Below are 15,757 nucleotides of genomic sequence, written 5' to 3'. Positions count from 1 at the left end.
CGAACAGAGCACCCGCTGATCGTGATTGACACCTGGTCAAGTGTTCTCACGTCACGCGGGCCCGCCCCCGGGCGCGCCCGCTTCGTCAGGCGCGCCCGTCGTACCCGGTCAGCCCACTTCCACCAGCCGGTCCGTCTCTGCCTCGCGTCGCGCCATCCGCCGCAAGGGCCCGGCCGCGGCGGCCAGTTCCCCGTACGGACCGCGCTGCACCACACGCCCCTCGTCCAGCACGATCACCTCGTCCACCGCCTCGAGCCCGGCCAGCCGGTGGGTGATCAGCAGCGTCGTACGGCCCTCGGTCGCGGACAGCAGGTCGGCGGTGAGCGCGTCGGCGGTCGGCAGGTCGAGGTGCTCCGCGGGCTCGTCCAGCACCAGTACGGGGAAGTCCGCGAGCAGCGCCCTGGCCAGTGCCAGGCGTTGCCGCTGGCCGCCGGAGAGCCGCGCCCCGTGCTCGCCGACGAGCGTGTCCAGGCCGTCGGGCAGACTGTCGGCCCACTCCAGCAGCCGGGCCCGGGCGAGCGCGTCGCGCAGTTCTTCCTCGGTGGCTTCGCGCTTCGCGAGCAGCAGGTTCTCGCGTACGGAGCTGTCGAAGAGGTGGGCGTCCTGCGCGCACAGCCCCACCAGCCCTCGTACGTCGTCGCCGTCCAGGGCGTACGCGTCCACACCGGCCAGCGTGTACGAACCGGCGCCCGGGTCCAGGAACCGCAACAGCACCTGTGCGAGCGTCGTCTTGCCGGAGCCGGACGGGCCGACCACCGCGATCCTGCGGCCCTGCTCCAGTGTCAGGTCCAGTCCGGCGAGGGCGTCCCGTTCCTGCCCGGCGTGCCGGGCCTCGAGTCCCTTGACCACCAGTGGGAACGGCGACGCGGGTGCCTGCCGGGGCTGCTCCGGCTCCTGTACGGGTACCGGGGCATCCAGGACCTCGTACACGCGCTCGGCGCTCTTGCGCACCCTCTGCCGGTGCTGCACGGCGAGCGGCAGCCCGAGTACGGCCTCGAAGGCCGCGAGCGGGGTGAGGACGACGACAGCCAATGCCACTCCGTCCAGCCGGCCGGCGGCCACTGCCTGGACGCCGACGAGGGCCGCGGCCGTGACGGTCAGGCCCGAGACGAGTGCGGTGAGCCCGTCGCCGAGGGCGGTGGCGGTGGCGGCGCGCGAGGCGATCCGGGTGAGCACGCCGTCGGCCCGCCGGGCCTCGGCGGTCCGTGCGGGCAGAGCGCCGGCGACCGTCAGTTCCCCGGTCCCGGTGAGCAGGTCGGTGGCACGGGTCGCGAGGGCTCCGCGGGCGGGCGCCAGCCTGCGTTCCGCACGCCGGGCCACGGCGCCCGTGAGCAGGGGCAGACCCGCCCCCGCCGCGAGCAGCCCGACCGCGAGGACGGCGCCGGCCTCGGGGAGCAGCCAGGCCGTGAAGCCGACCGACAGTGCCGAGACGACGACCGCCGCACCCGCCGGCAGCAGCCAGCGCAGCCAGTAGTCCTGAAGCTCGTCCACGTCGGCGACCAGCCGGGACAGCAGATCGCCCCGGCGGATCCCGCGCAGTCCGGCGGGCGCCAGCCGCTCCAGCCGCCGGTACACCGCGACCCTGGTGTCGGCCAGCATCCGCAGAACCGCTTCGTGCGACACGAGCCGCTCGGCGTACCGGAACACGGCCCGTCCGATACCGAAGGCCCGGGTCGCCGTGACGGCGACCATCAGGTACATCACGGGCGGCTGCTGCGAGGCCCGGGAGATGAGATACCCGGACGTCGCCATAAGACCCACGGCGCTGCCCAGTGCGAGGCTGCCGAGCAGCAGGGCGAACGTGAGCCGCCCTCGGCGGGCACCGGACATGGCACGGACGCGGGCCAGCACACTCCCCGCTCCGGCCTCCGCAACCGGCTCGGCCGGCTCCGGGCCCGCGGAGTCGGCGGGCTCGGCCTCCTCCACCCGTTCCCAGTCGAGTGCGGGCTGGGCGTCCGCCCGTTCCCGGCCGGCGCCGAGGCCGGTGTCACCGTGCTCGGGCAGCGGCCGGTCACCGGGCGCGGGCTCCGTCAGCCGCACCACGCGGTCCGCCACCGCGAGCAGCGCCGGCCGGTGCACCACCAGCAGCACCGTCCGGCCGGCCGCCAGGCGCCGTACCGTCGCCACGACCTCGGCCTCGGTGGCGCCGTCCAGCGCGGCCGTCGGCTCGTCGAGCAGCAGTACGGGCCGGTCCGCGAGGAACGCACGGGCCAGCGCGAGCCGCTGCCGCTGCCCCGCGGACAGCCCCGCCCCGTCCTCGCCCAGTACCGTGCCGGTGCCCTCAGGCAGCGCGTCCACGAACTCCAGGGCGCCCGCGTCCCGCAGAGCCCGGCGGACGGCGTCGTCGTCCGCGTCGGGCCGGGCCAGGCGTACGTTCTCGGCGACCGTCCCGGCGTACAAGTGCGGTCGCTGCGGCACCCAGGCCACCTGGCTGTGCCACTGGGCCGGATCGATGCCGGTGAGATCCGCTCCCCCGATCCGCACCCGCCCCTCGGCCGGCCGCACGAAGCCCAGCAGCACGTTCAGCAGCGTCGACTTGCCCGTTCCGCTCGGCCCGACCAACGCGACCGTCTCACCGGGTTCGACGGAGAAGGACGCGTCCGACACGGCGTCGGCCGACCGTCCGGGATAGCGGACGGTCACACCCTCGAAGGACAGGGCGCCCGACGGCACCGCCCCGGCCCCCGGTGCAGGCACGGGTGTCTCCAGGACCTCGAAAATCTCCTCTGCGGCGGCCAACCCTTCCGCCGCCGCGTGGTACTGCGTGCCGACCTGCCGCAGGGGCAGATACGCCTCGGGGGCGAGAATCAGGATGAGCAGGCCGACGTACAGGTCCATGTCGCCGTACACGAGCCGCATGCCGATCGTCACGGCGACCAGTGCCACCGAGAGAGTGGCGAGGAGTTCCAGTGCGAAGGAGGAGATGAAGGCGATCCGCAGGGTCCGCATGGTCGCCCTGCGGTACTCGGCCGTGATCCGCCGGATCGAATCCGCCTGCGCCTTGGCCCGTCCGAACACCTTCAGCGTCGGCAGCCCGGCCACGACGTCCAGGAAGTGGCCGGACAGCCGGGACAGCAGTTCCCACTGCCGGTCCATCCGGGACTGGGTGACCCAGCCGATCAGCATCATGAAGGCCGGGATGAGCGGCAGGGTGACGACGATGATCGCGGCCGAGACCCAGTCCTCGGTGACGATCCGCGCCAGCACCGCCACCGGAACGACCACCGAGAGCCCCAGCTGGGGCAGATAACGCGAGAAGTACCCGTCGAGGGCATCGACCCCGCGGGTCGCCAGGGCGACCAGCGAGCCGGTCCGCTGACCGGTCAGCCATCCCGGGCCGAGTGCCGTCGCCCGCTCCAGCAGGCGTCCCCGCAGCTCCGACTTGACCGCCGCGCTCGCCCGGTGCGCGGCCAGCTCGGTGAGCCAGCCGACCAGGGCGCGGCCGACCGCGACACAGGCCAGAAGTACCAGGGGAGTGCCGAGGTCGGCCACGGCCATGCCGTGCTGGAAGGCGCCCACCACCACCTCGGCGATGAGCATGGCCTGAGCGATCACCAGCACCGCGCCGACGATGCCCAGGGCGACCACCGCTACCAGGAAAAGCCGTGTGGCACGGGCGTAGCGGAGCAGTCGTGGGTCGATTGGTTTCACGTGAAACACACCTCAGTGCACGGGATCGGCGATGTGCTGGGTGCCGATCCGCTTGCGGAAGACCCAGTACGTCCAGCCCTGGTAGAGCATGACGAGCGGTAGGGCGATCACCGCGAGCCAGGTCATGATCTTCAACGTGTAGTCGCTGGAGGAGGCGTTGGTGACAGTGAGGCTCCACTCCGCGTTCAGTGTGGACGGCATGACGTTCGGGAAGAGCGTCAGGAAGAGCATCGTCACGGCGGCCACGATGGTGGCGCCGGACAGGGCGAACGACCAACCCTCGCGCCCGGCCTGGTTCGCCACCAGGGCGGCGACCAGCGCGGCGACCGTGACGACCATCGCGACCAGGCTCGCGCCGTCACCGCTGTCGATCTGCGTCCACCCCAGGAAGGCCAGCGCGAGGACGGCGGTGAGCAGCCCTACCCGCAGGGCCGTCTGCCGGGCCCGGCCCCGGATGTCGCCGACGGTCTTGAGCGCGGCGAACACGGCACCGTGGAAGGTGAAGAGCGTCAGGGTGACCAGACCGCCCAGCAGCGCGTACGGGTTGAGCAACTCCCAGACGTGGCCCACGTACTCGAACTCGGAGTCGATCTTCACTCCGCGCACGATGTTGCCGAACGCCACGCCCCAGAGGAACGCGGGGATGAGCGAGGTCCAGAAGATCGCCGTCTCCCAGTTGCGCTGCCAGCGCTCCTCCGGTCGCTTGACCCGGTACTCGAAGGCGACACCGCGGATGATCAGACAGACCAGGATGACCAGCAGCGGCAGGTAGAAGCCGGAGAAGAGCGTGGCGTACCACTCGGGGAAGGCGGCGAAGGTCGAGGCGCCGGCCGTGAGCAGCCATACCTCGTTGCCGTCCCAGACGGGGCCGATGGTGTTGATCAGCACCCGCTTCTCGGCACGGTCGCGAGCGAGCAGCCGGGTGAGGATCCCTATGCCGAAGTCGAAGCCCTCCAGGAAGAAGTAGCCGATCCACAGGAAGGCGATCAGAACGAACCAGACGTTGTGCAGTTCCATGACTCTGCGGCTCCCTCGGGCCTAGTACGAGAAGGCCATCGGCTTGTCGGCGTCACGGAGATCGCCACCGATCTTCGTGGGCGGGTTGAGATCGGCCTCGGTGAGCTCGGGCGGGCCCGCCTTGACGTACTTGGCGAGCAATTTGATCTCCACCACGGCCAGAACTCCGTACAGCAGGGTGAAAACGGTCATCGAGGTGATGACCTCGGCCTGGGACACTCCGGGGGAAACCGCGTGCCGGGTCTGCAACACGCCGTAGACGACCCAGGGCTGCCGTCCCATCTCGGTGAAGATCCAGCCCCAGGCATTGGCGATCAGCGGGAATGCCATGGTCCAGAGCGCCAGGCGCCAGTACAGCCGGGTGAGCCTCGCGCCCAGCGGCTTCCTCAGCAGCACCAGATGCGGTACCTCGTCCTCCCCGGTGCGCAGGGCGGCCGGCAGCAGGAACCTCTTCCTCGTCAGCCAGAGCCCCAGCAGCGCGAGCGAGAAGGACGCCATGCCGAAGCCGATCATCCACCGGAAGCCCCAGTAGGCGACGGGGACGATGGGCTTGTAGTCACCGGGGCCGAACTTCTCCTGCAGCGCCTCATTGGTGTCGTTGATGCCGGGCACGTAGGAATCGAAGTCGCCGTGGGCGAGGAAGGACAGCAGCCCGGGAATCTCCAGGGCGACCTCGTTGTGTCCCTTGTCGACGTCCCCGTACGCGAACACGGAGAACGGCGCCGGACTCTCGCCGTCCCACAGCGCCTCGGCGGCGGCCATCTTCATGGGCTGCTGTTCGTACATGACCTTGCCGAGGGTGTCTCCACTGATCGCGGTGAACATGCCTCCGACGGCCATGGTGACCAGGCCGAGCCGGAGCGATGTCCGCATCACCGAGATGTGCTTCTTGCGCATCAGGTGGAAGGCGGCGATGCCGACCATGAAGGCGCCACCGGTCAGCGCGGACGCCGAGAAGCTGTGGAAGACCTGGTTGAGCGTGGTGTTCTGGGTGAGCACCAGCCAGAAGTCGGTGAGTTCCGCCCGGCCCTTCTCCTCGTTGATCCGGTAGCCGACCGGGTGCTGCATCCAGGAGTTGGCCGCCAGGATGAAGTACGCCGACAGCAGCGTGCCGAGGGAGACCATCCAGATGCAGGCCAGGTGGATCTTCTTGGGCAGCTTGTCCCAGCCGAAGATCCACAGGCCGATGAAGGTGGACTCGAAGAAGAAGGCGATCAGGGTCTCGAAGGCGAGCGGGGCACCGAAGACATCGCCGACGAACCGCGAGTAGTCGGACCAGTTCATGCCGAACTGGAACTCCTGCACGATGCCGGTGACCACACCCATCGCGATGTTGATCAGGAAGAGCTTCCCCCAGAACTTCGTCGCCCTGAGGTACTTCTCCTTCCCGGTGCGCACCCAGGCGGTCTCCAGCCCGGCCGTGAGAGCGGCCAGCGAGATCGTCAGAGGAACGAAGAGGAAGTGGTAGACGGTGGTAATGCCGAACTGCCATCGCGCCAGCGTCTCCGGCGCCAGAGCCAGGTCCACGTCGCACTCCTTGCATCGCCTTGCATCGCCGTGTCACAACGACCGCTTGATCCTGTTCGTCCCCCACATCCGGGCGAAAACAGGACGCGCTTGTGAACGCGTTCACATTCACAAGCAATTATGGCCTACTGCTTTTCGGATTCGGAAGGGGGGTCCCCTGTGACGTCAACCCCTCGTCGGTAACGGTCGAAACACAGGAGTGCCGGGCGACGGCTGATCCGTCGCCCGGCACTCCTGACCCTGCTCCTGACCGTGTGCGGCTACAGCTCCTTGTAGAAGGCTTCCGTCACCTTCAGGAAGATGTCGTTGGCCTCGGCCTCGCCGACCGTCACCCGCACACCCTCACCGAGGAAGGGCCTGACGACCACACCCGCCTGCTCGCACGCCTGCGCGAACGCCGTCGTGCGCTCCCCCAGCCTCAGCCACACGAAGTTGGCCTGGCTCTCCGGCACCTTCCAGCCCTGCGCGCGCAGCGCCTCCATGACACGGTTGCGCTCACACACCAGCGAACCGACCCGGCCGATGAGCTCGTCCTCGGCGCGCAGCGAGGCGATCGCGGCGTCCTGCGCGACCTGGCTCACACCGAACGGCACCGCCGTCTTGCGCAGCGCCGCGGCCACCGGCTCATGGGCGATCGCGAAGCCGATCCGCAGCCCCGCCAGACCGTAGGCCTTGGAGAAGGTCCGCAGGACGCAGACGTTGGGCCGATCCCGGTAGAACTCCACGCCGTCCGGGACCTCGGGGTCGCGGATGAATTCGCGGTACGCCTCGTCGATCACCACCAGGACATCACGGGGCACCCGGTCGAGGAAACGCTTCAGCTCCGCCCGCCGCACCACCGTGCCGGTCGGGTTGTTGGGGTTGCAGACGAAGATCAGCCGGGTCCGTTCGGTGATCGCCTCGGCCATCGCGTCCAGATCGTGCACATCGCCCGGCGTCAGCGGCACCTGCACAGCGGTGGCGCCACTGATCCTGGTGATGATCGGGTACGCCTCGAACGAACGCCACGCGTAGATCACCTCGTCCCCGGGGCCCGAGGTGGCCTGCAGCAACTGCTGCGCGACGCCGACCGAGCCGGTGCCGGTGGCCAGGTGGGAGACCGGGACGGCGAAGCGCTCGGACAGTTCCTCCATCAGTGATGTACAGGCCATGTCGGGGTAACGGTTGAAGGAGGACGCCGCGGACGTCACGGCCTCCATCACCCCCGGCAGCGGTGGATAGGGGTTCTCGTTGGAGGACAGCTTGTAGGCCACCGGCCCCCCGGCCGCCGCCGGCTTGCCCGGCTTGTACGTGGGGATACCCTCCAGCTCGGCGCGCAGCTTGGGGCTCGTCTCGCTCACCGCAGTCCTCCTCCGAAGACCGGCGGCCCTTGACCGCCGCCGACATCCAATACTGCTCACCTTATGAGGATTCGGCGCCACTGCGTAGATGCGTACAGCGGCGACGGCGACGGCGGACCTGCCGAGGCACAGGCCGCAGTGCGCGTCGGCGAGGACGTCGCAGGGCGTACCGGCCTCGCACCACCGTCAGGGCCGGTCAGCTCCATGAGCCACATCAGTCCCTTCAGAAACAGGGGTATCGCCCTACCAAGGCGCACAAAAGGCGTCCAGGCAGGGGGCGCACCCCACATATATCTACGCGCCGGTGGCTTGCGCCGTGGCGCGCGTCCCTCGTGCAGGTGAGTTGAGACCTCTTCGCAACATCGCCCTCTCGACAGGCCCGCATGCACCGACGCGCCAGATCCTGGCATTGAAACGTTAAATACCCTTGCTTTCCAAGGAGATTACCGCTTAACGATCATGCAGAAACGTGCCTGTCGATGCGTGCATATGCGTCCGCCCTACCCCACTGCATGAGCCCTACTATCGGCTCGCCATGACAGCAGCAGGGAAGCACCAGGTGAGCCGCGCGGAAACCTCACGCCGAAGCAGCAGGCCGGGTCGGGCAGGCATCAGGGACGTGGCCGCCGCAGCCGGAGTATCCATCACGACCGTCTCCGATGCCCTCAACGGCAAGGGCAGGCTCCCGGACGCCACCCGGCGCCACGTCCGCGAGGTCGCCGACAGACTGGGCTACCGTCCCTCGGCCGCCGCCCGCACGCTCCGCACCGGCAAGTCGGGGCTCATCGGCCTGACCGTGACCACGTACGGGGAAGAACCTTTCACCTTCACCGAGTTCGCGTACTTCGCCGAGATGGCGCGCGCCGCCACCTCCGCCGCCCTGGCCCGCGGCTACGCCCTCGTGATCCTTCCCGCGACCTCCCGCCACGACGTGTGGTCCAACGTCGCCCTGGACGGCACGGTCGTCATCGACCCCTCGGACCAGGATCCGGTCGTCAGCGAACTGGTCCGGCAGGGTTTACCGGTCGTCTCCGACGGCCGCCCGGCCGGCTCGCTCCCGGTCACGGCCTGGGTGGACAACGACCACGAAGCGGCGGTCCTCGGGATCCTCGACCACCTGGCCGACGCCGGCGCCCGCCGCATCGGCCTGCTGACCGGGACCACGACCGACACGTACACCCACCTGTCGACCACCGCGTATCTGCACTGGTGCGAACGCGTCGGCCAGGATCCGGTGTACGAGGCCTATCCGGCGCACGATCCGTGCGCGGGTGCCGTCGCCGCCGACCGGCTCCTCGCCCGTCCCGACCGCCCGGACGCCGTCTACGGCCTGTTCGATCCGAACGGCACCGATCTGCTCGCCGCCGCACGCCGATACGGCCTGCGCGTCCCGGACGACCTGCTGCTGGTCTGCTGCAGCGAGTCGACCGTCTACGCCAACACCGAGCCGCCCGTCACCACGCTCTCGCTCAAACCGCGCCGCATCGGCACGGCCGTGGTGCAGCTGCTCATCGACGCGATCGAGGGCGTCGATGCCGAGCACACGGTGGCGCAGGTCATACCCACCGAGCTGATCGTGCGCACCTCGTCGCAGCGCCGCCCGCCGCGCACGACGGTCAGCCCACCACGGTCACCGGAACGGACCTGACGGACGGCGAGGACTCGGCGGAGCGGGGCAGAGAGGTCTCGGTGGCAGTGGCTCCCGGAGGGGTGAAGCCACTGCTTCCTCGGGGGTGGGTCGGCGCCGCGCCTCCCGAGCCCTTCCGGTTCCCTCCGCCGCTCCTCCGTCGCTCATCCGGCTCCCGCGGAGCCCTCCTCCGCGGAAAACTGACCGGCCTCCCTGAGGCGGGCGACCGCCGTGCCGCGAGGAGCCCGCACTGCCGGACGGCACCTGGGCGGCCGAGGTCCTGAAAAAAAGCCGACAACTTGACCAAAAGGGGATGAAATTCGTAGCGAACTGGACGCGTGCGCCGATTCACCACCCCTGGGTCATCACATGGCGCTATCCGCATTCCTATGATGGGCCCACGACACCGCGGGCCGCTGCGACCAGGCAGTCCGACGCGGTGCAGTTGCGGCTTGATGGTGGAGGGGTCGATGACTCAGGGGGCCGGTCAGGGACCCGCGGTGGAGCGCACAGCGACGGTGCGCGACTTCCGGGTACCCGCTTACGTCCACGAGACCGGTCCGTACGCCCACAGCATGCACCCCGGCAACGCGGTCCCACCCTCCGAGGCGAACCACCCGGAGGGATACACACCCACGCAACGGGACCTTCCGGTCATCAATCGGGGTGACACTGTGCAGGTGACCGTCGACCCCGCGTCCGTGCCCGCACCGCAGCCCGCCACCGGGCCCGGTCCGCTGTACGTGGTCGGTGACGTCCACGGCTACCTCGACGAACTGGTGGCCGCCCTCCAGGAGCAGGGCCTCATCGACTCCGCGGGCCAGTGGTGCGCCGGACCCGCGCGGCTTTGGTTCCTCGGCGACTTCACCGACCGCGGCCCGGACGGCATCGGCGTCATCGACCTCGTGATGCGGCTGTCCGCCGAGGCCGCCGCGGCCGGTGGCTACTGCAAGGCCCTGATGGGCAATCACGAACTGCTGCTGCTCGGTGCCAAGCGGTTCGGCGACACTCCCGTCAACTCCGGCGCGGGCACCGCCACCTTCCAGGCCGCCTGGCTGCTCAACGGTGGGCAGAAGACCGACATGGACCGCCTTCAGGACCACCACCTGCAGTGGATGGCCCGCCTGGACGCCGTCGAGGCCGTCGACGACCATCTGCTGCTGCATTCCGACACCACCGCCTACCTCGACTACGGCCGTTCCATCGAGGAAGTCAACGACACCGTCCGCGAGACGATCACCCGCAACGACGCCGACGAGGTCTGGGACCTGTTCCGCAAGTTCACCAAGCGGTTCTCCTTCCGAGACGAGGGCGGCGCCGAGGCGGTACGCTCGCTGTTGGATACGTACGGCGGCACCCGGGTCGTTCACGGACACAGCCCCATTCCGTATCTGCTGGGCGAAGTAGGCTCCGAGGACGGCGAGGACGGCAACGGTCCCGTCGTCGATGGTCCGCACGTCTACGCCGAGGGGCTGGCCATCGCGATGGACGGTGGCGTGACGATGGACGGAAAGCTGCTGGTCCAGCAACTGCCGCTCACCCAGTGAGCGGGTTCCGGGCCGAGTACCCCCGGCCCGGAACCGCACCGAACCGAGTCCAATTTCGGTAAACCCCCTGTCATGGCGCACCGTTGTCGCTCTACCATCGGCTTATCCGTAGCAGGCTCCCCTCCGTTTCTGCCCAACGGCTCGTCAGCATGCCGAGTCACAAGCCCTACGGAGCATCGGGGGATGCACATGAACAGCGTTCCGCAGCATCTGTTGACCGAGGACCGCCAGGATTACGCGCGGATTCTCGATGAGGTGCTGCGCTCCGCACCACAACGCCCGGAACTGGCCACTGCCGGACAGCGGCTCACCTCCGAACAACTGCGCACGATGGCGCTCAACGCCACCGCGATCATCACGGTGGCCGCGGCAACCGAGTACCAGCACTACACCAAGGTCCGCGAGGAACTGCGCCGGCCACCGGCGTCGTCCACCCCGTCCACTCGGGCGTCCGGCTCCTCCGAGCCGGGGCCGGAGACGGCGGGGCTCGCCACCACCATGGGAGAGGTCGCCGAGACCGCCGGCGCGGGCGCCGTCGCCGTCGTCGCCGTCCTGGCACCTGTTCTGGCCGGCACCGCGGCCGCGATATTCCTGCTCGTCGGCTACATCCTGCGCTTGCTCGATCCCGGCGCGGCCTTCGCCCGGACCATGCTCATCACGGGCTGGACATTCGGCGCCGTGACCGCGGTCGCCATCCTGGTCGCCGCGGTGGGCCTGCTGCTGACCGCCCTGCGCAACAAGCCCTCGGCCCGGAGCGGGCCGTACGGCGAAGCCGACAAGGAGCTGACCCTGGCCAGGGAAACCTGGCACGAGGCACTGCGGGAGCAGGGGATCATCCCGTTCCTGCGGGACGCGCTCGCCGACCCGGGTACGGCGGCCGCACTGCACTACGCGACGCCGTCCGAACCGGCCGGCCGCATCCCGCATCTCGGCTACGACCGGCCGGGGTTCACCAGCCCCGGTGAGAGGACGAACCGCAGCCGGCGTCCGAGCTACTCGAGCCCGGACTACAGCAGCCCGGACTTCGGAGGACCGGAACACAAGCCCGAGTAGCCGAAACAACCGAATAAGCCGGCCCCACCGGAGTCGGCCCCACCCGACGAGCCGAAGCATGCGGACGGCCCAGCCGTCGGCTTGCGCTCCCTCACCGGCGGAGCCCGTCCCGGAGGCTCCGCGCCGAGGCGTGTGAGCCGGGGCGTCCGGGGCTCACCGCCCTGTGCCCGCACAGGCCTGGGCAGTGATCAGCAGTGATCATCAGGGACGGAGGATGCCCGCCCGGCCCGCTGCGGTGATCCACTGGGGGAACTCGGACAGCAGGCGGTCGTACAACTCCGGGTCCGGCACGGTGCCGATGTCGTCGACGGCGAAGAACCCGACGTTGTCGACGCGGCGCCCGGGCAGCGTGTCGAACCGTTCCAGCACACCGTAGTTCGCCCGGCCAAGGCCCACGAACTGCCAGAAGATCGGTTCCTCCACCGCTTCGCGGAGCTCTCTCTCGATCTCGGCATTCCGGTAGACACCACCGTCGGAGAAGAACAGCACGAGCGTCGGGGCCGCCGCGGGGCTGTCCCTGACGAACGAGCGGACCTCGGCGATGACCTTCTGTTCCTCGTTCTGGATGCCGACCTCCCGCATGTCGACCTGGCTCGGGTCCAGCCCTTTCTTCCGCCCACGTCGGAAGAGGCTCATCTCTCCCACCCGTACGTGCAGCCGGAGCCATTCGGGCAGCTCGCCCAGGAGCAGGTCCGGCAGCCGCGCCGGATTCGAGGCGAACGTCCAGGCCTGCATCTCACCGTCGTCGTCCAGTTGCGCGGCAACCGCGGCCATACGTTCGACGACGTCCGCCACCACTCCTTTGGAGTACAGGAAGGACATGGAGCCGGAGGCGTCCAGTACGAGGACGACGCGCGCGGTGACCCCGGCGGCTCCGTGCTTGCGCAGGCTGACCGCCACCTGCTCCTTGCGCAGTGACAGCCGCTTGCGCATGTCCACCGGCAGCCGTTCCTCACCCTTGGTGAGCCGCGGAGCGGCCGACGGGACGGGGGCAGGGGACGCCGGGGCGGAGGCGGCCGGCGCGACCGAGGGCTGGGGCGCGGTGGTGGGCACCGCGGGCGGGACCGGCGGCACTGCGGCCGCGGGCGTCGTCACACCGGGTGCCGTGGTGGAGCCGGCAGCCGTCGTGGAGTCCGCTGCCACCGGGGGAGCGTCGTCCACGGTGATACCGAAGTCGGTGGCCAGCCCCGCGAGCCCTGCGGCGTATCCCTGCCCCACCGCGCGGAACTTCCACTTTCCCTGCCGCCGGTACAGCTCGCCGCCGATGAACGCGGTCTCCGTTCCGGCCACCATGTCGAACCGCGCGATCTCGGCCCCCGTGCCGGCGTCGAGCAGCCTGAGCACCAGTCCCGGCACCTGGCCGAACGTCCCGCCGTCCGACGACGCGCACAGCACGACTCGCTCGACGGCCGGTTCCAGCCGAGGCAGATCCACCTCGACCGTGTCGGTCGCGGCGCCGGCGGCGCTCCGCTTCCCCAGGTGCGTCACAGCGCCGGAGGTGTGCCGCGGCTGGTTGTAGAAGACGAAGTCTCCGTCGTCCCGCACCCGCCCGCTCTCCGTGAGCAGCAGAGCCGACCCGTCGATGTCGGGCACACCGGCCCCGGCGGTCCAGGCGAGCTCGGCGCGCACCACCCGTGCGTCGACGGGAAGGTTGGACCCCTTGCTCATTGATCTCGCTGTCATGGCATCCAGTCTGCCGACCCGCTTCCCGGGAGAGGAGAGGGCGGGCCCGAACGGCCCGCCCCTTTGTCCCTTCGGTCCGCTTGTTCGTTCAGTCCGTCAACGGCAGGTACACGCGGTTGCCCGCCTCGGCGAACTCCTTCGACTTCCGCAGCATCCCTTCAGCGATCTCCTCGGCCGACGCACCCTCCGCCGAGGTCCCGCCGAACCGCTCCGTGATGCTCCGGCTGATCTTCATGGAGCAGAACTTCGGCCCGCACATCGAGCAGAAGTGCGCCGTCTTCGCGGGCTCCGCCGGAAGCGTCTCGTCGTGGAACTCCCGCGCCGTGTCCGGATCGAGAGCCAGGTTGAACTGGTCCTCCCACCGGAACTCGAAACGCGCGTCGGACAGGGCGTCGTCCCACTCCTGCGCCCCCGGGTGCCCCTTGGCGATGTCGGCGGCATGGGCGGCGATCTTGTAGGTGATGACACCGGTCTTGACGTCGTCGCGGTCCGGCAGGCCCAAGTGCTCTTTGGGCGTGACATAGCAGAGCATGGCCGTACCCCACCAGGCGATCATCGCCGCACCGATACCGGAGGTGATGTGGTCGTACGCGGGCGCGACGTCCGTCGTCAGCGGACCGAGCGTGTAGAACGGGGCTTCATCGCAGATCTCCTGCTGAAGCTCGATGTTCTCCTTGATCTTGTGCATCGGGACGTGCCCCGGGCCCTCGATCATGGTCTGCACATTCAAACGCCTGGCGATCCGGTTGAGCTCCCCGAGCGTGCGCAACTCCGCGAACTGCGCCTCGTCGTTGGCGTCGGCGATCGAGCCCGGCCGGAGACCGTCACCGAGCGAGTACGTGACGTCGTACGCCGCGAGGATCTCGCAGAGCTCCTCGAAGTTCTCGTACAGGAACGACTCCTTGTGGTGCGCCAGGCACCACGCCGCCATGATCGAGCCGCCGCGCGAGACGATGCCCGTCTTGCGGTGGGCGGTGAGCGGCACGTACGCCAGCCGTACGCCCGCGTGGACCGTCATGTAGTCCACGCCCTGTTCGGCCTGCTCGACGACGGTGTCCTTGTAGATCTCCCAGGTCAGCTCCTCGGCCCTGCCGTCGACCTTCTCCAGCGCCTGGTAGAGCGGCACGGTGCCGATGGGGACGGGGGAGTTGCGCAGCACCCACTCCCGGGTGGTGTGGATGTTGCGACCGGTGGACAGATCCATGACCGTGTCGGCGCCCCAGCGGGTCGCCCAGGTCATCTTCTCCACCTCCTCCTCGATGGAAGAGGTCACCGCGGAGTTGCCGATGTTGGCGTTGACCTTCACCAGGAACCGCTTGCCGATGATCATCGGCTCGGTCTCCGGGTGATTGACGTTGGCGGGCAGCACCGCGCGGCCTGCCGCGATCTCCTCACGCACGATCTCCGGCGATACGTTCTCCCGGATGGCCACGTACTCCATCTCGGGCGTGATCTCACCTCGGCGTGCGTACGCCAGTTGCGTGACCGTCCCGCCCGCGCGGCCCCGACGCGGCTGACGGGGTCGGCCCGGGAACACCGCGTCGAGATTGCGCAGCCCACCGCGCGGCGAGGTGTGCCTGATCCCATCGTCCTCGGGACGGACCGGACGACCCGCGTACTCCTCCGTGTTACCGCGCTCGATGATCCAGTTCTCCCGCACCGGCGCCAGCCCTCTGCGCACATCGGTGTTGACCAGGGGGTCGGTGTACGGGCCCGACGTGTCGTACAGCGTGACCGACTGCCCGTTGGTGAGGTGCACCTGACGGACCGGCACCCGCAGGTCGGGGCGTGTGCCCTCGATGTACGCCTTGTGCCAGCCGATGGACTTCCCGGCCTCCTCCCCCGCCGACGCTTCCGTCGGATTCTGGGTGGAGGCAGGCGTGCGTTCGTCCTTGTTGGTCATGAGACCTACTCCCTACGCCGGCATTACCCGGTAACAGGTTCAGCGGTCGGCGCAGCGGTTTCCGTCTGCCGATGTTCCGTGTGAAACATCACTCGGACAAGTGGTGTTTCATGTGAAACATCGCTGGGACGGAGGTCAGCGCCCTCTCAGCCCGGTGCTCCGAGCTCCCGCGTGTACAAAAAGGTGCCTCCACGCTAGCGGGAATCCTGGCGCGGTGACCAGAGGGCCTTCGTTGTTCTTGCGATGATCAGGCGGTGACCTCGACGCAGCCTCCCCCCTACCCGCAGCCCGAACCATCCCGTGGCTCCGGCGCCCGAAGCGGCGGCGGCCGTGGCAGAGGCCCCGCAGCCGGCACCGGCTTGGGCCATGGGGACGTTCAGGGAGACGGCCCCGGCTCCGAAGACTGGTT

9 protein-coding genes and 1 riboswitch are annotated in these 15,757 nt (G+C 69.3%); of the genes, 3 read left to right on the top strand and 6 right to left on the bottom strand.

Annotated features, from left to right (window positions below; translation table 11 throughout):
- Positions 1–108: 108 nt before the first annotated feature.
- The 4 genes from cydD to hisC form a co-directional block, all read right to left on the bottom strand.
- Positions 109–3,651 (bottom strand): thiol reductant ABC exporter subunit CydD, encoded by a 3,543-nt coding sequence (cydD, locus tag OHB56_RS21625; protein WP_406355100.1) that lies wholly within the window; start codon positions 3,649–3,651, stop codon positions 109–111.
- 12 nt (positions 3,652–3,663) lie between these two features.
- A complete protein-coding gene (gene cydB, locus OHB56_RS21620) occupies positions 3,664–4,668 on the bottom strand; it encodes a cytochrome d ubiquinol oxidase subunit II (protein WP_326753755.1) in 1,005 nt (334 codons plus the stop codon).
- 21 nt (positions 4,669–4,689) lie between these two features.
- On the bottom strand, positions 4,690–6,195 hold the full coding sequence (locus OHB56_RS21615) for a cytochrome ubiquinol oxidase subunit I (protein ID WP_406355099.1): 1,506 nt from the start codon (positions 6,193–6,195) through the stop codon (positions 4,690–4,692).
- Between the two features lie 260 nt (positions 6,196–6,455).
- On the bottom strand, positions 6,456–7,535 hold the full coding sequence (gene hisC, locus OHB56_RS21610; protein ID WP_326753753.1) for a histidinol-phosphate transaminase: 1,080 nt from the start codon (positions 7,533–7,535) through the stop codon (positions 6,456–6,458).
- A gap of 535 nt (positions 7,536–8,070) precedes the next feature.
- On the opposite strand from hisC, the gene OHB56_RS21605 reads away from it, so the two are divergent.
- The 3 genes from OHB56_RS21605 (at position 8,071) to OHB56_RS21595 (ending at position 11,762) form a co-directional block, all read left to right on the top strand.
- Positions 8,071–9,183, top strand: a complete 1,113-nt coding sequence (locus OHB56_RS21605) for a LacI family DNA-binding transcriptional regulator (protein ID WP_079035174.1) — start codon at positions 8,071–8,073, stop codon at positions 9,181–9,183.
- Between the two features lie 434 nt (positions 9,184–9,617).
- Positions 9,618–10,709 (top strand): metallophosphoesterase, encoded by a 1,092-nt coding sequence (locus tag OHB56_RS21600; RefSeq protein WP_326757081.1) that lies wholly within the window; start codon positions 9,618–9,620, stop codon positions 10,707–10,709.
- Between the two features lie 183 nt (positions 10,710–10,892).
- The gene (locus OHB56_RS21595) at positions 10,893–11,762 is read left to right on the top strand and encodes a hypothetical protein (RefSeq protein WP_326753752.1); all 870 of its coding nucleotides are present in this window, start codon (positions 10,893–10,895) and stop codon (positions 11,760–11,762) included.
- Between the two features lie 201 nt (positions 11,763–11,963).
- On the opposite strand, the gene OHB56_RS21590 is transcribed toward OHB56_RS21595, so the two are convergent.
- On the bottom strand, positions 11,964–13,445 hold the full coding sequence (locus OHB56_RS21590) for a VWA domain-containing protein (RefSeq protein ID WP_406355096.1): 1,482 nt from the start codon (positions 13,443–13,445) through the stop codon (positions 11,964–11,966).
- A gap of 88 nt (positions 13,446–13,533) precedes the next feature.
- Complete coding sequence (thiC, locus tag OHB56_RS21585) at positions 13,534–15,348, bottom strand: phosphomethylpyrimidine synthase ThiC (protein WP_406355095.1); 1,815 nt, start codon at positions 15,346–15,348, stop codon at positions 13,534–13,536.
- Positions 15,341–15,529: riboswitch (TPP riboswitch) on the bottom strand. It overlaps the preceding gene by 8 nt.
- Positions 15,530–15,757: the final 228 nt, after the last annotated feature.

The sequence above is a fragment of the Streptomyces sp. NBC_01635 genome (assembly GCF_045209715.1).
Classification (GTDB): domain Bacteria; phylum Actinomycetota; class Actinomycetes; order Streptomycetales; family Streptomycetaceae; genus Streptomyces; species Streptomyces hirsutus.
The sequence above is the reverse complement of the archived record's forward strand: the minus strand, read 5'-3'. Positions and strand labels throughout refer to the sequence as shown.